Consider the following 22,022-nt stretch of genomic DNA (forward strand, 5'->3'; position numbering starts at 1 on the left):
CCATTATTTCAACATTTTAATTTTTAGGCTGGGCTTTTTTCTTCGAAAATAATTGCCGCATACCAGATGACATAAATGCTAAAAGTGGAACACTGTTCCTAATTTTAAATTCATCCCAAAAGTTACTGTCGTTGTCCAGGAAGGATAAGATTTTCTCGGGCGAATTTTTCTTGAATAAACTGGAGAAAATTGCCCTACCAGTTGCCTTTTTTGAGAGCAACACATCAAGTAAGGTCCTGTCATACCAGGCATAAATGCTGTCTTTCCAAGTCAGACTGATTGCTGGAGATTGATTTAGTTTCAATTCATTTACAATTTGTGACACGTGCTTTTGTACAAACTGAAAAGTATAACCAGTACTGGCTTTCGTAAAACCACCAGCTGTCCCTATGTTGACAATTCTATGTTCCTCCTTTACCGTGGCGGAAAATTTGGCCAGAGACATGGGAATTACCCCAAATTCTTCATGTGTCAGCTCGTAGTGCTTGATTTTTAGCTCCTTCTCAATATACTCCTTAAGGGCCATCTGATAATCTTCCTTATCCAGGGTGCTTTCGCTAAATAGTGTGTATTCAATCAAGGCTTTCGTGTTACTTGTTGGCAATACATACATAAAGGTGGTGCCATTTGCTTGCTCCAACCTAAAATCCATCAAAGTCCCAATTTTCTCATTGAAAACGGGTGAGTCCGTTTGGATGAACCAACCCATGAAATGCTGTAGTAGGGTGTTTTGGGTATTCATTTCAGGATTAAACAAACCAGTAGAATTAAAAATATACTGCCCTGAATATTGTCCTTTTTCCGTTTCAAGAATGGCATTTCCATCTTTTACCTTCATGTCCAGGATAGCCTCTGTTTTGAAGGTAACATTTTCAAAACTGGAAGCATGACCCAGAACTAGCGAGTAAAAATCACCAGCCTGAATCATTTTATATTTGTACTTTTTGAGTTCAAATGTTTTTGATACGTCTGGGGAAAAAATTGTAAGGTTTCCCAATGGTGATGAACAATAGGTTCAAATATTCCTGCACCTTTTTCCCAAAAACACCAGGTCCGATCATTGTCCATCTTTTCAACCTTATCAATGACCAGAACTCTTTTGCTTTGCAAGTCCTTATCCAACAGAAGCCTGTGCAATAAACTTAACCCTGCTAATCCTGAACCTGCGATGATATAGTCGTAATCTAGTTTCATGAATTGATATTTCTTGCCTTGAATGTTGAATAGGCAATCTCAGTTTTAATCCTTTTAAAACTGCTAAACACCTGAAATTGAAAACATGTTTAAACCTGAAGATATTTTTTGATTAAAATCAGAACGCAAATCAGCAATTGTTTAGCTTACTTCGTTTTCCAATTTCTCATTCATTTCAAAGGCATGAATATTATCCAATGTAATAAGGGTAATTTGGTCCATGGCTTCTTTCGTAAAATAAGCCTGATGTGAAGTAATCAACACATTTGGAAAACTATTTAGCCTCAGGATATAATCGTCCTGAATGATACTCTCTGACAAATCTTCAAAAAACAGCTTTTCTTCCTGTTCATAAACATCTATCCCCAAATATCCGATCTTTTTCTGTGCCAGACCATCAATGGCATCTGCTGTATTTATTAGCGCCCCTCGACTCGTATTAATGATCATTACACCGTCTTTCATTTTTGCCAGCGAACTTTTATTCACCATATGTTTGGTAGCAGGCATAAGCGGACAGTGCAAGGATAAAATATCAGATTGTTTGAATACTTCATCTATTGGCAAGTATTTCACGCCCATGGCAACCAACTCTTCTGAAACCGCAATATCATAGGCCAGGATTTTACAGCCGAATCCCTTCATAATCCTGCAGAAAGCTATTCCAATTTTTCCAGTTCCAACTACACCTACTGTTTTTCCATACAGATTAAATCCAATCAGATTTTTTAAGGAGAAATTACCTTCCCTCACCCGGTTGTATGCTTTATGGGTTTTTCTATTTAAGGTCAGAATCAATGCCACAGAGTGTTCTGCTACTGCTTCAGGTGAATAGGCGGGAACACGCACCACCTTTATGCCATGGTCTTTTGCAGATTGAAGGTCTACATTATTGAAACCTGCACAGCGCATGGCTATTAATTTAACACCATTTTTTGCTAAAATCTCGATGGTATCATTGTCCACTTTATCATTGACAAAAGCACAAACAACATCAAATCCAATGGATAAATTAGCCGTTGACTTATTGAGAGAAGTCTCAAAAAAGGAAAAAGTATATTCATACCTACTACTATACTTTTCAAAGTATTCTTGATCGTATGACTTAGTACTAAATACGGCAATTTTCATAGGCTTAATTTAAGTTTTGTTTCCACATATCATTTCCGTTACTAATTTACTAAAGCTACATGGATATAAGCCATTATAATTAACGTTTTATAGCTTCCTCACCTGATAAAAGAAATAAAATTTAAAGGTCCTATCCATAATTCTAGTCAAATGAAAGGTTACTCAGATTCAACCATGGACAGTAGATGCGATTTGGCCAATCACTACCTTTTATAAGTCGTTTTGTCAGTCTTGACAGGAAATCCTGTAGTTAATTGAATATAAGCCCGTAAATTCGGCCAAGTTGTTTATTTTTGTATTTCATTTTGGTGTTGGTTGGATTTTTGTACACTATCGACAGAACTGTTTAAGCCTTTCTGTCAAGTTAATTCAACCAAATCAGAAGGTAACTTATTTAAAATCAAATGGATATCAATTTCTATAAATACCAGGGAACAGGCAATGATTTCATCATGATCGATGGGAGATCATTTTCATTGGGTTCGGATCCAATCCCTTATATACAGCAACTTTGCCATAGGAAGTTTGGGATAGGTGCAGATGGGCTAATCCTAATCAAAGCACATGCGGATTATGATTTTGAAATGTGCTATTATAATGCCGATGGCTCACAAAGTATGTGTGGAAATGGTGCCAGGTGCGCGGTAGCTTTTTCTTCCTTTTTAGGCATAATTGATCGTACAACTTCTTTTTTGGCCATTGATGGTCCTCATACTGCTGAAATTTCCGGTAATAGCGTAGCTTTGAGAATGGGGGACGTGAAAGAAATAGAGTATATTGGTAAGGATTTCTTTGCGAATACCGGTTCACCTCATCACATGCGTTTTGTTAATGAAATCGAATCGTTTGATGTTGTTGGCACTGGAAGAGCAATCAGAAATGACAGTGAAAAATATCCTGAAGGCACCAATGTGAATTTTATTTCTGCCATATCGGCGGATACAATCATGGTTAGGACCTATGAACGAGGTGTAGAAGACGAAACCCTTTCATGTGGTACTGGCGTCACAGCTTGTGCTTTGGTATACGGAGAAATAGAACAAAAAATAAGATTAATATTCAAACGCCTGGTGGCAACCTTCAGGTGAGTTTTAATAAAATTGAAGATGGTAATTTTCAAGAGATAGTATTGACTGGTCCAGCTGAACAAGTCTTTAGTGGTACTATATCCGTCAATGTTCCATCTGATGCAGTTTAAGAATACAATTAATTAGCCTAAGAGAAAAAGTATTTAAATAATATGTTAGAATCAATAGCAAAAGGGTTAGCAAAAGTCTTCGGAACGAAATCCGACCGAGACATTAAAGCCTTAAGCCCTGTCGTAACCCTAGTTAATGCCGCCTTTGATCAATTGGCCAATATTTCTGATGATGAATTGAGAAATGAAACGACCAAAATCAAGGATGTGATCAATGAAGACCTCAAGTCATTTGATGACCGCATTTCTGAACTACGAATCGAAATAGACAAGTTAAATCCAGAAGAAGTACAGGCCAAGGATGCGCTATTCAACCAAATAGATGTTGTAGAGAAGGAAAGGGATGAAGCCCTGGAAGTAAGCCTTGAAAAAGTTTTACCAAGAGCCTTTGCAGTAGTTAAAGAAACAGCTCGCCGGCTAAAAGAAAACGGTGAATTGACCGTTACGGCCAATTTGCATGACCAAACAATGGCAGCTTCAAAAGACTACGTGGTTTTAGAAGGAGAGCAAGCCACTTGGAAAAATACCTGGACTGCTGCAGGAGTAGAAGTTACCTGGGCAATGGTTCATTATGATGTTCAGTTACTGGGTGGTGTTGCTTTACACAGAGGAAATATTGCTGAAATGGCAACTGGTGAAGGAAAAACATTGGTTTCTACTTTACCTGCTTACCTTAATGCCCTTGCGGGTAGAGGTGTTCATATTGTTACAGTCAACGATTATTTGGCCAAACGAGATTCAGAATGGAATGCACCAATTTTCGAATTCCACGGATTGAAAGTTGATTGTATTGACAAATACAAACCAAATTCTGAAGCCAGAAAAACGGCTTATCAAGCAGATATTGTCTATGGAACCAATAATGAATTTGGTTTTGACTACTTAAGAGACAATATGGCCAGGGATTCCAAAGACCTGGTTCAAGGCAAACATCATTTTGCCATGATAGATGAAGTCGATTCTGTCCTTATTGATGATGCCAGAACGCCGCTAATCATCTCAGGTCCAGTACCAAGAGGTGGTGAACATGAGTTTTACGAAATGAAACCCAGGGTTTCTACTTTGGTAGATGAGCAAAGAAAACTGGTTCAAAATTACTTGACAGAAGCTAAAAAGCTTATCAAAGAGGGCAATACTAAAGATGGGGGACTATCCTTGTTCCGAGCCTTTAGAGGACTTCCCAAGTACAAGCCATTGATCAAGTACCTCTCTGAACCGGGTGTTAGGGTAATCCTACAAAAAACAGAAAACCATTACCTTCAGGACAATAAGCGTAATATGCCTGAAGCAGATGAGCCGCTATTGTTTACCATTGATGAAAAATCAAACAGTGTAGACCTTACGGACAATGGTATTGAGGTTATTACCAAGAAGAATGAAAACAATAGCTTCTTTATCTTGCCAGACATTGGAATGGAAATAGCCGATCTGGAAAAAGATGAATCCATAGAAGACCACGAAAAACTGGTCAAAAAAGAGGAGCTCATTAAAGATTATGGGGTAAAATCTCAAAGGATTCATACAGTGAACCAGCTACTTAAGTCTTACTGTATGTTTGAAAAGGACACCGAATATATCTTGGTGGACGGAAAAGTAAAAATAGTAGATGAGCAAACTGGTAGGGTAATGGAAGGCCGTAGGTATTCTGACGGACTCCATCAAGCCATTGAAGCAAAGGAAAATGTAAAGGTTGAGGATGCTACCCAAACCTATGCGACCATTACTTTGCAGAATTATTTCAGAATGTACCATAAACTTTCCGGTATGACCGGTACTGCAGAAACAGAAGCAGGTGAGTTTTGGGAAATTTACAAGCTGGATGTAGTAGTAATCCCTACAAACAAACCCATACAACGAAAAGATCACCAGGACAAAGTATACAAAACAGTCCGTGAAAAATTCAATGCTGTAGTAGATGAAATCAACGAACTCACCGACGCCAACCGACCTGTACTAGTAGGTACAACATCGGTTGAAATCTCGGAACTACTCAGCAGGATGCTTACCATAAGAAAAATCAAGCACCAGGTGCTTAATGCCAAGCAACATGCGCGTGAAGCAGATGTTGTAGCAGAAGCTGGTAAAGCCAAAACCGTAACCATAGCCACCAACATGGCAGGTAGGGGTACGGATATTAAACTTTCCGCTGAATCCAAGGAAGCCGGAGGACTGGCAATTGTTGGTACAGAAAGACATGAATCCAGACGTGTTGACCGTCAGTTACGTGGTAGGTCTGGAAGACAAGGAGATCCGGGAACAACCCAATTCTTTGTGTCTCTGGAAGATAACCTCATGCGTTTGTTTGGGTCAGAGAGAATCGCCAAACTAATGGATCGAATGGGATTGGAAGAAGGCGAAGTGATTCAGCATTCTATGATTACCAAATCAATTGAAAGAGCACAACGTAAAGTTGAAGAAAACAATTTTGGTGTCAGAAAAAGACTGTTGGAGTATGATGATGTCATGAACAGCCAACGGGAAGTTGTTTATAGAAGAAGGAAAAATGCCCTGATTGGCGACAGGCTGGAGCTGGACATCCTTAATATTATGTATGACGTTTGTGAAGACCTCATTCAAATGGGCAAAACCACTGATGACCTGGATAACCTAAGGATGAACATTTTTAGTTCTTTGGGTATTGACCATCAGTTTACGGAGGCAGAGCTTAAGGAAAAGGACAATGTTACCTTGACCAAAATACTTTTCGACCAAGCCTATAAAAGCTATACCCGCAAGAACAATATCATTCTTGAAAGAGCTATTCCAATTCTTAAGGATGTACAAAAAAATAGAGGGGCAACTGTTAAGGAAATAATGGTGCCGATATCAGATGGCATCAAGCAAATAGGTGTTGTCATCAATTTGGAATCTACTATTAACAATGAAGGTAGGGACCTTATTAGAGCCATAGAAAAAACAGTAACACTAGCCATAATCGATCAGAACTGGAAAGAACATCTAAGAGACATGGATGATCTGAAACAATCGGTTCAAAATGCTGTTTATGAACAAAAAGATCCATTGTTGATTTACAAATTCGAAGCTTTTGAAATGTTCAAACGCTTCCTTGGTAAGCTTAACGATGATATCGTCTCCTTTATATCCAAGTCTGACCTGCCCAAACAAGATCCTGATCAGGTGAAAGTCGCACAAAGTCAACAAGTATCAGAACCAAGAGTAACAGCATCCAAAGAGGAGGCAGGCAACACCCTTGGAAATCAAAGTGGACAAAGAGCGGCAATTGCCAACAGCAGACCAGCAGTGAGCAAAGATCCTGTAAAACCCAGGAAATCTGACAAGGTGTATGGTCGAAATGACCGTGTCACTGTAAAGTATGCCAATGGTAACATGAAGAAGGATGTTAAATATAAAAGTGTAGAAGAGGATATTTCTGATGCTAAGTGTGTGATAATCGAAGATTAAATACCTTTATCATGTTTAAAAAACTAAATGTATACCTATTGTCATTGCTTGTTTTAAGCAGCTGTGGCATCATCAATATCCGGAAAAGCGGTGGAAACATCGATCGGTACAACAATTATACGGAAGACCTCGAAGAGAGTAGGGTACAGTTTGCAGAACTACCTGAACCAGAAAGTTTTTCTGGAGAAAGTAGTAGTGCTTCTGCCATTGACTCAGACCTCAATAGGAGAATAAATCAAATCGCTCAGGCAAACAACAAAGAATTGTTTGCCAATGGCTTTACTATATTGATTTACAGTGGTGTAGATAGAGAAAAGGCTTTTGAAATCAGAAATGAAGCCTATTCGGAATTTCCAAAAACCCAAACCTATATGGAATACGAACAGCCTAGGTATTTGGTAAAAGTTGGCCGCTTTATTAATAAAATTGAAGCATTGGCCACTTATGAAAAAATGAATATTGTGTTTCCAAACTCCCGTATTATTAAAGGGCGGTTTATGAAATTCACTGAAGAAAATAAAGAAGGAGAAAATATTAACGATGTTGAAAGATAAAATACACCAGCTATCCGAAAAATATAAATCGGAAGTTATTGCCGCAAGAAGACATTTACATGCCAACCCAGAGTTATCCTTTCAGGAAACAAATACAGTGGCATTCGTTGAAGCGAAATTACGTGAATTTGGCTTGACCAATATCGAGTCCAAAGCAGAAACAGGTCTTGTTGTAATCATTGAAGGTAAAAACCCAAGTAAAAAGGTAATTGCCTTAAGAGGGGATATGGATGCCCTTCCTATTGTTGAAGCCAACGATGTTTCTTATAAATCTACAAACCCTGGAGTAATGCATGCCTGTGGGCACGATGCGCATACTTCATCCCTTTTGGGTACAGCAAGGATACTGAATGATTTAAAGGATGAGTTTGAAGGTACCATAAAATTGCTTTTTTCAACCTGGAGAGGAAAAAATTCCTGGGGGAGCATCTATGATGATTAAAGATGGGGGCGCTTCAAAACCCATCTCCTACGGCTATTATTGGTCAACATGTAATGCCTTTTATTCCTGTTGGAAAAGTAGGTTTTAGAAAAGGCATGTACATGGCCAGTGCAGATGAATTGTACCTTAAAGTTAAAGGAAAAGGTGGTCATGGTGCCATGCCAGAAACCATAATAGATCCCATCTTGATCAGTGCCCATATTTTGGTAGCATTGCAGCAAGTAGTAAGCAGAAAAGCTGACCCGAAAACCCCTTCAGTGCTTTCATTTGGAAGAGTTATAGCTGAAGGTGCTACCAATGTTATACCAAATGAGGTAAACATTGAAGGTACTTTCAGGACATTGAATGAAGTTTGGCGAAAAGAAGCACATGGTCACATGGTCAAAATAGCCAAAGGCATCGCTGAAGGTATGGGTGGTGAAGTTGAATTTGAAATTCGTAGCGGTTACCCATTTCTTAAAAATGAGCCTGAATTGACGCAAAGAGCAATCGATGCAGCAGAGGCTTACCTGGGCAAAGAAAACGTGTTAGATCTTGACATTTGGATGGCTGCAGAGGATTTTTCTTACTATACGCAAGAAATTGACGGCTGTTTCTACAGGTTAGGTACAAGAAATGAAGCAAAAGGAATCGTTTCTAGCGTACATACACCAACATTTGACATTGATGAGGATGCTTTAGGCCTAAGTACAGGTTTAATGGCCTTTATAGCCCTGGAAGAATTAAAACATCAATAACCATTAGTTAGCAATGAAAAAATCATTTTTGACAGCCTTTCTTGTTGGCGTAATTGTCCTCAATTCATTCGGCTGGGGCCTAACGGGCCATAGGGTGGTAGGAGAAATAGCCTCCTATCACCTTAGCAAAAAGGCTGCAAAAAGCATTGAAGAACTACTCGGACCAGAGTCACTGGCCATGGTTGCCAACTGGATGGATGAAATAAAATCAGATCCATCTTATAACCGTCTAAATTCCTGGCATTATTTGACTGTTAAAACCGGTCAATCCTATGACCCAAGTATTCAGGAAAAATCCGGAGATGCTTATGGCAAGACAAAAATGATTATCGCTGCACTTAAAAACGGCGAAATAGACAGAGAAGAAAAGAAAGCCTATCTTAAAATGCTTGTTCATTTGGTAGGTGACCTTCACCAACCACTTCATGTTGGAACTGGAGATGACAGGGGCGGAAATGATGCAAAAGTCACCTATTTCAATCAAAACACCAACTTACACACCGTTTGGGACTCCAAAATTATAGATGGTAAAAATCTTAGCTATACTGAACTCTCCCAACACCTTAACAGAAGAGCTACCAAGAGCCTGATTCTGGAGTATCAAAACAACCCAATGGAAGATTGGTTGCAAGAGGCTGTGGATTTACGTCCGATCATATATGATCTTCCTGACAATAAACGATTGTCCTATTCCTATGGGTACCATACTTACCCCATTATCGAAACTCGCTTACTAGCAGGAGGAATTCGACTAGCGGGTATATTGAACGATATCTTTAAATAGCCTATAATCATCAGTTACCTGCAGCCAAAACGGCCAGGTCAATGGTTTCAGGCTGATAGTCATTGAGCGAAATGGCACAGGAGGCCAATGTTGCACCAGTTGTCATCACATCGTCTACCAAAAGTATTCTCTGACCTTTAATTTCTGAGGTAGAACAGGCCTCAAATACCGCTGAAACATTTTCCCAACGTTCAATTCTCGATTTATTCGTTTGTGTTTCTGTAGGCCGTTTTCTTAACAGAAACACCTTACAATCAATTTCCAGTGCTTCAGCAATACCTTTTGCAAACTGTTCACTTTGATTGTATCCCCTAATTTCTTGCTTTCTTATATGCAAAGGCACGGGCACTACATGGCTCCAATTATTCATGAAACCATTCTCTTTCAAGAGGTATCCATAATGTAGTCCCAAAACCCTTGCCAGCTCAGGTTTGTTCTTGTACTTAATTTGGTGGAGAAGTTTTTGACTGAAACCCTTTTTGGAAAACCTCAGGTAAGACATCACCATTTCAACAGGGGCAAGGCCCAGAAGTTTGATTTTTAAATCATTTTCCTTAGGAATTAGGTGATAATTGGTCACTGGCAGCTGGGAAACGCAAATTTTACACAGTTGCTCTTCAAAAGGAAACAAACTACGTTTGCACAAACAACATGTTTCTGGCAGTACAAGAGATAAAAAATCTTCCCAATATTTGAAACGCATACCTAAAATGGGTTGTTTATAATTGACGAGCCATTTTACCTGCTATATTTGTAATCAAATGGCCTGTATCAATTTATAGAAAAATTTCAATTAATGAAATCAGCTGGAATACAGAACAGATAAAAAACATAAAATAAAATGGCTTTGCTAAAAAAAGACCTGGATTTAGAAAGAAGATGGTCAAAACTTCTAACTGGATTACAGGATATATTTGGAAAAAAACCCTCCGATCTAAATGCCGTATTGTTTATAATAGGGGTACAGGAACTTGGAAAAGGACCACACAATTTCTCAAAAGAAGAGAAACAGGATTTAATGCACATTGCGGTATGTAAAGTATTAAGTTTCTCGGGGTTCTACTCTTTAGATTTTATTGACCAAGACGGTTGGCCACATTGGAAGTTACTAAAGAAACTACCGCATTTAGACAGTGCTGAGCAAGAAAAGATGTTAAAAATCCATGTTTTGGATTACTTTGAAGATGAATTTGAAATAGATATTAAATGAAGATAATATCCTACAATGTAAACGGAATTAGGGCAGCGTTAAAAAAAGGCTTTGCTGACTGGCTAGCAACTGAAAACCCTGATGTAATCGGGTTACAAGAGGTAAAGTCAATGGCTAACCAAATAGATGTTTCTATTTTCGAAGACTTGGGTTACCATGTTTACTGGTACCCAGCAGTAAAGAAAGGATACAGTGGAGTAGCCATTTTAAGCAAACAAAAACCTGAAAACATCGAGTATGGAATGGGGATGGGAGCTTATGATGATGAGGGAAGGACAATAAGGGCAGATTATGGAGACTTTTCATTCTTATGTGCATATTTCCCCTCTGGAACTACAGGAGGGATAAGGCAGGAGTTTAAATACGCTTTTCTTGATGATATCTATGGCTACACTCAGGACTTGATAAAACAAAGACCCAACCTTATATTAAGTGGGGATTACAATATATGTCACAAACCGATAGATATTCATAATCCCATAGCCAACAAAAAGACATCTGGTTTTCTTCCAGAAGAGAGAGCATGGATGGATAAATTCACTTCCACTGGTTTTGACGACAGTTTCAGGTTATTAAACCAGGAACCTGACCAATACAGCTGGTGGAGCTACCGTGCCAATGCAAGGGCCAATAATAAAGGCTGGAGAATAGATTATCACATGACCACTCCACCGATGAGCGCTAAAGTAAAAAAGTAAACATTTTACAAGGAATTCATCATTCTGATCATTGTCCAGTAGTAGTAGAAGTTTAGAGAATAACAAAATAAAGTCGTGGTAAAAGCCAAATAAATCGATGAAATCAATAAAAATTTCCATTCCATCTTTGATTGAAAATATTACTATCGTTGAGAGTTTTATTGATAATGCCAGAGAGAAGTTTCAGATTAACGATGATATCTATGGCAATATCATGATTTCGGTAACGGAATGTGTGAACAATGCCATTGTGCATGGTAATAAGATAGACAAAAACAGACTCGTCAAATTAGAACTTATTTTCTTAGATGATCAGATAAAATTCATTATTGAAGATGAAGGGGATGGTTTTGACCATAACCACCTCAATGATCCAACTTCTTTAGAAAATTTAGAAAAGTCAGGAGGTAGGGGAGTATTCATTATGAAACATTTATGTGATGAAGTAGAATTTGAGAACGAAGGCAGAAAGATTACCCTCACTTTTTATATGAATTAAAATGGCTATTAATTTCTTTGAAGAAGAAATAAAATCATCCTTAACCAGTAAAAGAATGGTAAAGGAATGGATCAAGCAAATTGCAGGCAATAAAGGGTTCAAGATTGTGACTTTGAATTACATTTTTTGCACAGATGAATATTTATTAGATATAAATATCAACTATCTGAACCACGACACTTATACTGATATAGTCACCTTCGACCAATCTGAGAAAGAAACTGAAATTGAAGGGGATATTTACATAAGTATTGACAGAGTAAAAGAAAATGCTAATAACCAACAAACGGAGTACAAAGAGGAGCTTTTAAGGGTGTTGGCCCACGGGCTTCTACATCTTTGTGGTTATAAGGACAAAACCAAGTTGGACAAAGCAGAAATGAGAAACGAAGAAAATCTTTCCCTCTCATTGTTTCCAACAGCAACTGTTCCACGTGGAACAGTAAAATGAAATCATTAAATCAAAGACAAGTGTTCCACGTGGAACACTAGATAAAACGAATATGTTTCCAATATACGATGTAATAGTAGTAGGTGCAGGACATGCGGGTTGCGAAGCAGCTCAAGCAGCAGCAAAGATGGGGTCATCCGTTTTATTGTGTACCATGAACATGAACACCATTGCTCAGATGTCATGCAACCCAGCAATGGGTGGAGTCGCCAAAGGGCAAATAGTAAGAGAAATTGATGCACTAGGAGGTAAGTCAGGGATAATATCCGACAAATCTACAATACAATTTAGAATGCTAAACAGGTCTAAAGGACCAGCAATGTGGTCTCCTCGAAGTCAAAATGACAGAATGCGTTTCGCCGAAGAATGGAGACTAGCATTAGAAGCCACTCCAAACCTTGATTTTTGGCAAGAAATGATCACTGGCCTTATTGTAAAAGATGGGAGAATCAAAGGGGTTAAAACAGGGCTTGGTATAGAAATAAGAAGCAAGTCTGTTGTTTTGACCAATGGAACATTCTTAAATGGAATAATCCATATTGGAGAAAAGAAGATGGGAGGAGGCAGAACTGGAGAAAGTGCTTCCAAAGGAATAACTGAAGACCTTATTGAAATTGGGTTTGAATCAGGAAGAATGAAAACAGGAACACCGCCTAGAGTAGACGGTAGAAGCCTTAATTATTCTTTAATGGAAGTACAGGAAGGTGATGAAAACCCAGAAAAATTCTCCTATTCCGATGAAACAACTCCGATTAAAAATCAGAGAAATTGCTGGATTACCTATACAAATAAAGAAGTACATGAAACACTAGAGACAGGTTTTGACAGGTCTCCAATGTTTAATGGTAGAATACAGGGCTTAGGTCCAAGATACTGTCCATCCATAGAGGATAAAATCAATCGTTTTGCTGAAAGAGAAAGACATCAGATATTTGTGGAGCCAGAAGGGTGGAATACAGTAGAGATATATGTCAATGGTTTTTCTACATCTCTCCCTGAAGATGTACAATACAAAGCCATTAGGAAGATACAAGGTTTTGAAAATGCTAAAATGTTCAGGCCTGGTTATGCGATTGAATATGATTTCTTTCCACCAACACAGCTGAAATTAACACTTGAAACAAAGCTAGTAGAAAACTTATACTTTGCTGGGCAGATCAACGGTACAACAGGTTATGAAGAAGCAGCAGCTCAAGGCCTCATGGCAGGAATAAATGCTCATAACAAAGTAAAAGAAAAAGAACCTTTCATACTTAAAAGGTCTGAAGCCTATATAGCAGTTCTAATTGATGACCTAATTAACAAAGGCACAGAAGAACCCTATAGGATGTTTACCTCCAGGGCAGAATTCAGATTGTTACTCAGACAAGACAATGCAGACTTAAGATTGACACCTTATGGCTATAAATTGGGTTTGGCAAATGAGAAAGAATACCTGCAAACATTAGCCAAAGCAGAGAAAACAGAGGAGTTAACCAAAAAGCTAGAGAAGTTCAGGTTATCACCAGACGAAGCAAATATTGGATTGGAAGGTCTAAATACAGCACTTATCAAAGAGAAGATAACCGTTGAAAAACTATTGAAAAGACCCAATATAGGTTTACAAGATATTATAAATATCAGTGATTTACTTAAAGAGGAGACAATAGAATATTCCAATGCTGTAAAAGAGCAAACTGAGATTCTTATTAAATACAAGTCTTACATAGATAAGGAAAGACAAATGGTAGAAAAAATAAGTAGCATGGAAGATCTACAAATTCCAGCTACAATTGAATATGCTAATATGAAAGCACTTTCAGCTGAAGGAAGACAGAAATTAGCTAAAATTCAACCACAGACAGTTGGACAAGCATCAAGAATAAGCGGAGTATCACCAGCAGATATGTCAATACTTACCATTTATTTAGGAAGATAACATGTACGAAAGGTTAACCAAATGTCCACTATGTAAAAGTGAACAGTTTATTAATCATCTTGTAGTAAAGGACCATGCCATAAGCAAGGAGTCATTTATCATATGTGAATGCCAAAATTGTAAGGTATGGTTTACCAATCCTAGACCGACTGAGGAGAACATAGCGACCTATTACGACAATCCAAGCTATATTTCCCATCAGGACAAAAGTAAAAACATCACAGATTTAGTTTATAAGGCAGTCAGAAAGTATACCTTAAACCAAAATTAAACTGGATCAATGCAAGACAAAGTTCCAAAGGTAGAATGCTTGATTACGGCTGTGGGGTAGGGCTATTCGTAAAAGCATGTACCAACGATGGCTGGGAAGCTTATGGAATGGAACCCAATGAGAAAGCCGCTACATTTGCTATTGATAACAATGGTATAGATATAATTCCTGACTTCAAAAGTCTTGAGAAGAAAAAGAAATTCGATGTCATTACACTATTTCACGTATTGGAACACGTACATAAGTTGAATAAAACCATCGATATCTTACTGAATAGACTTAAGAAACGAGGTACCTTATTCATCGCAGTTCCCAATAGGGATTCACTCGATGCAAGTACATTTAAAGAGAATTGGGCAGCATTGGATGTACCAAGACACTTGTACCACTTCAATCCTAGCTCAATGGAGTACCTCACAGATAAACACAACTGTAGGATAGTCGATACAATACCGATGAAATTTGATAGTTATTATGTCTCCCTATTAAGCCATCAATATATAGGTACAAAAAACAAATACATAGAAGCTATTAAATCAGGATACAATTCCAATAAACAGGCCAAAAATAATAGCAATAACTATTCAAGTTTGCTATTCGTGATTAAAAAGAAATGAACAAGATTTTCCATAAAATAGCATACGTTTTAATAGCACTTACATTGATATCCTGTGCAAAACAAAGTTCTCCTATGGGCGGACCAAAGGATGAAACAGCACCAATACTATTGTCATCAAGTCCTAAAAACGAAAGCAAAAACATCAAACCAAAGGAAATTAACCTGGAATTTGATGAATATGTGAAACTTGAAACTCCTTCCCAATCTATTATAATTACTCCAAAAGTAGAAAAAGATAAAGTAGAATTTTTAGCCGTTAAAAATAGGGTGCTAATAACCCTAAACCAGGAGCTAGAAGATAGCACAACTTATGTCTTTAACTTTCAAAAAAGCATTCAGGACATTGCAGAAAGTAATCCAGCAGAAAGATTAAAACTTGTGTTTTCTACAGGTTCAACCATAGATAGTCTTACAGTATCTGGTAAAGTAGATTATTGGTTTCCCAAAGCCAAAGAGGATTATGAAGACTTATTGGTAGGTTTATACATAGACCAAGACACATTAGACCTATTCAGTTCAGCACCTTATTATATAGCACAGGTAGATACAGCAGGTAAATTTGAGATAACAAATATAAAGGCTGGAACCTTTAGGGCATATGCCTGGTATGATGACAATAATTCTTTAAAAACTGAATACCGAAGTGAACCTTATGGATTCATTTCTGAACCAATAGAAGTAAACAAAAACTTAGAAGACCTACAAATTAACATTAATAGGGCAGATTTGAGTCCATTAAAAATCAACAGGTCTTCCAATTCAGGAAGTAATTTCGATATCATCCTAAGTAAAGAACTGGCCAATTATGAGGTTACCCATGAGGATAAAAACTCAAAGTTATACTTCAGATTAAAGGAAAATAACTTGAGGTTTTACCATACTGATTTAGTCAATGACAGTACCCAAATTAGATTACAATTGGCAGACTCAGTAGGAGTAGTAGTTGATACCACTTTGTATGCTCGATTTGAAGAAAGCGAAAGAAGCAAAGAAAAACTTGAAGTTAGCTCTAAGGGATCCATCAAATTCACAGACACCATAAAAGCAAAACTTGGCTTTAATAAACCACTGCTTCAAATCAATTATGATTCGCTGTATATGATGTATGATACTGCCAGCATTATACCGATAACACCTTCCATGCTATTCTTAACAGATAGCACAGGTAGCAGAACAGAACTTAATATTTCCATACCCATAAATGATTCGATCCCTTTTGAGAAATACAAATTAGTAGCAGCGGATTCTACCTTTAAGGATGTAGAAAACCTCTTCAATGAAAAGCAATTTGAAGCTACATTCAACCGTCTTAAAAAAGACAATTTGGGGGATGAAATAAGTGGTACTATAGATACAAAAGAAGGCCCAATAATGGTTCAATTATTGGATAACAAGGGAACCGTAGTAACCGAACAATACCTTGAAGGAACAAACAAATTTAGCTTCACAAAACTAGAGGCAACAAATTATCAGCTACAAGCATACATAGATAGGAACGGGAACAAGGCTTGGGATCCAGGCAACATAAATTTAAAAAAGCAACCGGAACCTATCTACTATTTCATGGATCAGGAAACCAAAAGCAAAGAGCTCATCTTAAGGGGAAAATGGACGCTAAATAAGCAAGTAATCTACAAAAGGAGAGAGTCAGGCCTACTTGTTAACAAAACTGAAGATGAGAATCCGGAAATAGAGGGATTACCACTTAATGTTTTAGAAATTACTGAAGATTATTTATTAAACAATTGATTAATAGGTATTTATATAAAATTTAAGGGAATATGAATTCTGTTGATAAGCCAAAATTAAAAGTGGATAAGTATATAGATACCTGTTTATATCAACATCCAAAATTGGGATTAATAACAATTTTTATCAACATCTCATTCTTGTGGGGATAACCATCTACTTGTACACATTTATCCACATAGATACCAACCGAATACTTATACCCAATTAAAATACACCATTTATACACACAAATTACTTGAATGAAATTATCCATCACAAGGTCAATAACTTAGCTATAAAAAACCATGTGGGTAAGAAGTGCATAAGTATCTAATTACCTGTACAGGAAAGTGAGTAATTATTTTAAGACTAGTTTACCAACATATCCACTCTATAATAATAACAATAGCTTTTTTAATTTATGAAAATCCTAAAATAAATAAGGTGTGTATAAACGTTCAACCTTAAATTTTCAATCCAGCTTTAAATTGAAAATTTCACCTTTCTTTTCAAGACGCTTTTTTCAAATTCCAATCCCAGATCAACTATCTTCAGAATACGTTATTTTTAAATAATTAGAAGGTTAAATTTTAATTGATTACAATTCTATTCGTTAATTCTTAAAAGCTTTAAATGATAAAAAATAAGATTAAGGGTTTTGGCTTTCAAATTTTTTTTAGAATAAGTAATCAAACCCTAAACTTTAAAATCTCCTTTGATACTTTAATTGAATTCTCAAATGCCCTAAAAGACGATTTTGCCACTTTAAAAATTTTTTAAGAGGATCCTTCTGGTTTAAAACAAATATCCCTTTTATCATTTTATCGATAAAAACAAAGACTGAACTTTCTAAGTTGCTTGTTACAAACTGCTTAAATCTTGCAAATTTATTATGCATGCATAATTATTTTTATTAAATTGAAGGCGATAGAACAAATGAAAAAGGAAGAAACCATAGATTTTCAAATTAAATCCTGTTGGCATTCAATCTCTAGAATGTATAACCAAAAAGCGACTATGGAAGGAATTACAACTTCCATGGGGTTTGTGCTTATAAACATACATTCTACCGAAGGAACAGCTGCTACTAAAATTGCGCCCAAAATGGGTTTGGAATCAAGAAGTCTTACAAGACTATTGAAGACCATGGTAGAAAAAGGGTTGATAGTGAAAATTCCTGATTTGGAGGATAAACGATCTGTTAAGGTTTATTTAACAGAAAAAGGGAAACAAAAAAAAGCCGCAGCAGTAAGTACTATTAAGGAGTTTAACGTAAAACTTCGTGAAAATCTAACCGAAGAAGAGTTTGGTGCTTTTTTTGCGCTATTTAGAAAAATTAATACGGTGATAGATGAACTCCAGAAACCGTAGAGCAATCAGAAATATTCAATAACAATAAGCAAATATATAACCAATGAAAAAAAGCATAAAAAAAGTTGCCGTTTTAGGCTCCGGAATTATGGGGTCCAGGATTGCTTGTCATTTCGCCAATATTGGGATTGAAGTGTTGCTTTTGGATATAATTCCTAAAGCCCCAAATGATAAAGAAGCAAAGAAAGGTTTAACTATTGAAAGCAAGGAGGTAAGAAACAGAATTGTTAACGATGCCTTAAAAAGCACCCTTTATTCTAAACCGTCTCCTATTTACGACAAGGAATATGTGAAAAGGATTACTACAGGTAATTTTGACGATGACTTGCCAAAAATCAATGCTTACGACTGGGTAATAGAGGTAATCGTTGAGAACCTTGAGATCAAACAAGGTCTATATGAAAAAGTAGAAAAATACCGTAAACCAGGAACACTCATTACTTCCAATACATCAGGCATACCTATTCATTTGATGAGTGATAATAGGTCCCAGGACTTTCAGGAATGTTTTGCAGGAACCCACTTTTTTAACCCTCCGAGATACCTACGATTATTTGAAATTATACCAGGACCTAAGACCAAGCCAGAAATCATTGATTTCTTAATGGATTATGGGGATAGGTTCCTTGGTAAAGAAACCGTTTTATGTAAAGATACTCCAGCCTTTATAGCCAATAGAATTGGAGTGTATGCGCTCATCTCTGCTATCCATACGATAGAAAAGCAAGGGCTTACTGTATCTGAGGTGGATAAGATGACTGGCACGGTAATAGGAAGGGCAAAATCAGCCACTTTCAGGACCTTAGATGTAGTTGGGCTAGATACTACTGTCCATGTGGCTAACAACCTCTACAAGGTGCTTGAACATGATGAATCAAGAGATAAATTTATACTACCCGAGAGTGTTCAGGTTTTATATGACAATAAGTGGTTAGGTGATAAAAGTGGAAAAGGCTTTTTTCAAATGATCAGACATGATGATGGTCGCAAAGAGCTGAAGGAAATTGATTTTCAAACCTATGAGTATAAACCTGTAGAAAAACCAAAAATAGAGGCATTAGAAGCCTCTAAAGGAATTGATGATTTAAAGGAAAGAATCAAATTTTTGGTTAATTATGAGGACAAGGCCGGAACCTTTTATAGGGCTATCTTTTATGACTTGTTTCGCTATTGTTCGTTTAGAATTCCAGAGATAGCGGATGAATTGTATCGAATAGACCAAGCTGTTAGTGCTGGATTTGGTTGGGAATACGGGCCCTTCGAGAATTGGGATATATTGGGAGTAAAAACTACCGTAGAGGCAATGGAAAAAGCAGGTGAAAAACCTGCTGAATGGGTTTACGAGATGTTAGCAGCAGGCCATACAAGTTTTTATAAAGTGGAAGATGGTAAAAAACAATACTATGACATTCCAACTAAATCCTATAAACCTGTTCCTGGATTAGAAGAGTACATACTCTTGGATACCCTTAAGTCTACCCAAAAGAAAGTTTGGGGCAATGAAGGAGCATCTATTTATGACCTTGGGGACGATGTAATCGGCCTTGAATTTCATACTAAAATGAATTCTCTTGGTCAGGAAGTTGTCGAAGGGATTAATACCGCCATAACCATGGCAGAAAAGTCTTACAAAGGCCTGGTGATAGGCAATGAAGGAGGCAATTTTTCTGCTGGTGCGAATTTGGCCATGTTATACATGTATGCAGGAGATCAGGATTTCGATGAAATCAATTTGATGATTGCCCAATTTCAAAACACCGTATTAAGGGCAAGGTTCTCATCAGTTCCAGTAGTGGTAGCACCTCATAATATGGCATTGGGAGGAGGCTGTGAATTGTCCCTTCATGCAGATGCAGTCCAGGCACATGCTGAATTGTATATGGGCTTAGTAGAAGTAGGCGTAGGCCTTATTCCTGCAGGTGGTGGAACGAAAGAAATGACGCTGAGATTCTCTAAGAACATTGCTCCTGGTGATGTTGAGTTAAATCGATTGCAGGAGACATTTATGAACATAGCTACAGCTAAGGTTTCCACTTCTGCGGCTGAAGCCCGAAACTACGGGTATCTTGAACAAAAGGATGCCATTACCATTAATAGAAAGCGTCAATTGGCGGAAGCAAAAGAAAAGTTATCGCATTATTTGATGCAGGATATACCCAACCATTAGAGCGAACAGACATTAAGGTGCTAGGAAAGTCTTCATTGGCACTCTTTGAAACTGGAATAGCCGGAATGCGATATGGTGCCTATATTTCTGAACATGATGCAAAAATTGCTAAGAAATTAGCTTGGATAATGAGTGGCGGTGATCTATCTACACCAACAGAAGTAAGTGAAAGGTACTTGCTGGATTTAGAAAGAGAAGCCTTCCTCAGTCTTTCAGGGGAAAAGAAAACCTTAGAAAGGATTCATAGCATTCTTTTCAAAGGCAAACCTTTAAGGAATTAAGCACAAGAAGACCAATTAATTAAAATTGGTCCTGCTTTGAAAGATCAAAGCGAGCTTCATTCAATTTAACCATATTCAAGCATTAAAATACACATCAAATGGAAGCATATATTATCAATGGCTATAGATCTGCAATAGGAAAAGCAAAAAAAGGTGGATTTAGATTTTACAGGCCCGACGACTTGGCGGCCGATATTATCAAATACCTAATGGCTGATACCCCTGGCTTGGAAGCCAAAATGGTAGATGACCTAATTGTAGGAAATGCTGTCCCGGAAGCAGAGCAAGGCATGCAAATGGGACGAATGATTTCTTTGCTGGCATTGTCAGAAGATACTCCGGGTTTTATTATCAATAGGTATTGTGGATCAGGTCTGGAAGCAATTGCTTTGGCAACGGCTAAAATCAAATCTGGAATGGCAGATTGTATCATTGCTGGTGGGACGGAGTCCATGTCTTTGGTACCCATGATGGGTTACAAGACAGCGCTGAATTACAATATATCAACACATAACCCGGATTATTATTTAAGCATGGGTTTAACAGCAGAGGAGTTAGCGAAAGATTTTAATGTCACCAGAGAGGACTCTGATCAGTTTGCTGTCAGGTCTCATGAAAAAGCCATCAGCGCCATAAAAGAAGGAAGGTTCAAAGATGAGATTGTACCAGTAGAGGTAGAAGAGACCTATCTGGATGAAAATTTAAAAAGACAAACGAGAAAATATACGGTAGATACTGATGAGGGACCAAGACCAGGGACTACCATGGAGGTTCTGGCGAATCTAAAACCTGTCTTCAGACAAGGTGGACAGGTGACGGCAGGAAACTCTTCTCAAACTTCAGACGGGGCTTCATTTGTAGTAGTCATGTCAGAAAGGATGATGAAAGAACTTGGTTTAGAACCTATGGCCAGACTTGCTTCTTATAGCGTAGGTGGCGTAGAGCCTAGAATAATGGGTATGGGGCCGAAAATAGCTGTTCCAAAAGCCCTTAAACAAGCAGGAATAAGTTTAAATGATATTGATCTAATAGAATTAAACGAAGCTTTTGCGGCACAGGCTTTGGGCGTTATTCGTTCCCTGGACTTTAATCCGGACATTGTCAATGTAAATGGAGGAGCTGTTGCTTTGGGACACCCGCTAGGTTGTACAGGAGCCAAGCTTACCGTTCAAATGATGAATGAGTTAAAAAGGAGAGAGGGTAGATACGGTCTTGTGACAGCATGTGTTGGAGGAGGTCAAGGTGTAGCGGGAGTCATTGAGCTATTATAATTGAACTTAGTACGGGTAATTGGCTTTAAGCTAAAATTACCTTAGGATTTTAGCTTAAAGTTTTAATTATCT

The 22,022-nt window shown here is 37.6% G+C and carries 16 protein-coding genes and 3 pseudogenes; 15 read left to right on the top strand and 4 right to left on the bottom strand.

The features are described 5' to 3' along the window. Positions 1-16: 16 nt before the first annotated feature. The 3 genes from ADICYQ_RS19440 to ADICYQ_RS19445 form a co-directional block, all read right to left on the bottom strand. The gene (locus ADICYQ_RS19440; protein WP_020889678.1) at positions 17-928 is read right to left on the bottom strand and encodes a lycopene cyclase family protein; all 912 of its coding nucleotides are present in this window, start codon (positions 926-928) and stop codon (positions 17-19) included. Further along, positions 925-1,194, bottom strand: a complete 270-nt coding sequence (locus tag ADICYQ_RS29395) for a lycopene cyclase family protein (protein WP_020889679.1) — start codon at positions 1,192-1,194, stop codon at positions 925-927. Before ADICYQ_RS29395 ends, ADICYQ_RS19440 begins: the two co-directional genes overlap by 4 nt. Before the next feature lie 141 nt (positions 1,195-1,335). Beyond that, positions 1,336-2,325 (bottom strand): 2-hydroxyacid dehydrogenase, encoded by a 990-nt coding sequence (locus tag ADICYQ_RS19445; RefSeq protein ID WP_020889680.1) that lies wholly within the window; start codon positions 2,323-2,325, stop codon positions 1,336-1,338. A 404-nt stretch (positions 2,326-2,729) separates the two neighbouring features. Here ADICYQ_RS19445 and dapF point away from each other — a divergent pair, with 404 nt between their 5' ends. The 5 genes and pseudogenes from dapF to ADICYQ_RS19470 all read left to right on the top strand — a co-directional run bounded on the left by dapF (position 2,730) and on the right by ADICYQ_RS19470 (position 9,463). Continuing rightward, positions 2,730-3,413, top strand: coding sequence for a diaminopimelate epimerase (dapF, locus tag ADICYQ_RS19450; RefSeq protein WP_020889681.1), 684 nt, complete (start codon positions 2,730-2,732; stop codon positions 3,411-3,413). Positions 3,414-3,565: 152 nt separating this feature from the next. Next, complete coding sequence (gene secA, locus ADICYQ_RS19455; protein WP_020889683.1) at positions 3,566-6,946, top strand: preprotein translocase subunit SecA; 3,381 nt, start codon at positions 3,566-3,568, stop codon at positions 6,944-6,946. 11 nt (positions 6,947-6,957) lie between these two features. After that, positions 6,958-7,500 carry a hypothetical protein gene (locus ADICYQ_RS19460; protein ID WP_020889684.1) on the top strand — a complete coding sequence of 181 codons (543 nt, stop codon included), beginning with the start codon at positions 6,958-6,960 and terminating at the stop codon, positions 7,498-7,500. Beyond that, positions 7,487-8,679 (top strand): annotated as a pseudogene (locus tag ADICYQ_RS19465) (M20 metallopeptidase family protein). Before ADICYQ_RS19460 ends, ADICYQ_RS19465 begins: the two are co-directional and overlap by 14 nt. 13 nt (positions 8,680-8,692) lie before the next feature. Continuing rightward, positions 8,693-9,463, top strand: coding sequence for a S1/P1 nuclease (locus ADICYQ_RS19470; protein ID WP_020889687.1), 771 nt, complete (start codon positions 8,693-8,695; stop codon positions 9,461-9,463). 10 nt (positions 9,464-9,473) lie between these two features. Here the strand turns inward: ADICYQ_RS19470 and ADICYQ_RS19475 are convergent, their stop codons facing one another. Beyond that, positions 9,474-10,166 (bottom strand): ComF family protein, encoded by a 693-nt coding sequence (locus tag ADICYQ_RS19475; RefSeq protein WP_040417165.1) that lies wholly within the window; start codon positions 10,164-10,166, stop codon positions 9,474-9,476. A 144-nt stretch (positions 10,167-10,310) separates the two neighbouring features. Between ADICYQ_RS19475 and ADICYQ_RS19480 the strand changes: the two genes are divergently transcribed. The 10 genes and pseudogenes from ADICYQ_RS19480 (at position 10,311) to ADICYQ_RS19525 (ending at position 21,950) form a co-directional block, all read left to right on the top strand. Then, positions 10,311-10,673 (top strand): hypothetical protein, encoded by a 363-nt coding sequence (locus tag ADICYQ_RS19480; RefSeq protein WP_040417190.1) that lies wholly within the window; start codon positions 10,311-10,313, stop codon positions 10,671-10,673. Continuing rightward, a pseudogene (locus ADICYQ_RS19485) lies at positions 10,670-11,427 on the top strand (exodeoxyribonuclease III). The gene ADICYQ_RS19480 and the pseudogene ADICYQ_RS19485 overlap by 4 nt, the downstream one beginning before the upstream one ends. Before the next feature lie 41 nt (positions 11,428-11,468). Continuing rightward, positions 11,469-11,870 carry an ATP-binding protein gene (locus ADICYQ_RS19490; RefSeq protein WP_020889691.1) on the top strand — a complete coding sequence of 134 codons (402 nt, stop codon included), beginning with the start codon at positions 11,469-11,471 and terminating at the stop codon, positions 11,868-11,870. 1 nt (position 11,871) lies between these two features. Continuing rightward, entirely contained in the window at positions 11,872-12,321 is a 450-nt protein-coding gene (gene ybeY / locus ADICYQ_RS19495) for an rRNA maturation RNase YbeY (protein WP_020889692.1), read from the top strand. A 52-nt stretch (positions 12,322-12,373) separates the two neighbouring features. Continuing rightward, entirely contained in the window at positions 12,374-14,239 is a 1,866-nt protein-coding gene (gene mnmG / locus ADICYQ_RS19500; protein WP_020889693.1) for a tRNA uridine-5-carboxymethylaminomethyl(34) synthesis enzyme MnmG, read from the top strand. A gap of 306 nt (positions 14,240-14,545) precedes the next feature. Next, the gene (locus ADICYQ_RS19505) at positions 14,546-15,127 is read left to right on the top strand and encodes a class I SAM-dependent methyltransferase (RefSeq protein WP_020889694.1); all 582 of its coding nucleotides are present in this window, start codon (positions 14,546-14,548) and stop codon (positions 15,125-15,127) included. Beyond that, complete coding sequence (locus ADICYQ_RS19510; protein ID WP_020889695.1) at positions 15,124-16,878, top strand: Ig-like domain-containing domain; 1,755 nt, start codon at positions 15,124-15,126, stop codon at positions 16,876-16,878. Before ADICYQ_RS19505 ends, ADICYQ_RS19510 begins: the two co-directional genes overlap by 4 nt. A 918-nt stretch (positions 16,879-17,796) precedes the next feature. Then, positions 17,797-18,231, top strand: a complete 435-nt coding sequence (locus ADICYQ_RS19515; protein WP_020889697.1) for a MarR family winged helix-turn-helix transcriptional regulator — start codon at positions 17,797-17,799, stop codon at positions 18,229-18,231. Positions 18,232-18,274: 43 nt separating this feature from the next. Continuing rightward, positions 18,275-20,679, top strand: a pseudogene (locus ADICYQ_RS19520) (3-hydroxyacyl-CoA dehydrogenase/enoyl-CoA hydratase family protein). Between the two features lie 98 nt (positions 20,680-20,777). Further along, complete coding sequence (locus tag ADICYQ_RS19525) at positions 20,778-21,950, top strand: thiolase family protein (protein ID WP_020889700.1); 1,173 nt, start codon at positions 20,778-20,780, stop codon at positions 21,948-21,950. The last annotated feature ends 72 nt before the right edge of the window (positions 21,951-22,022 follow it).

Source organism: Cyclobacterium qasimii M12-11B, assembly GCF_000427295.1.
Taxonomy (GTDB): domain Bacteria; phylum Bacteroidota; class Bacteroidia; order Cytophagales; family Cyclobacteriaceae; genus Cyclobacterium; species Cyclobacterium qasimii.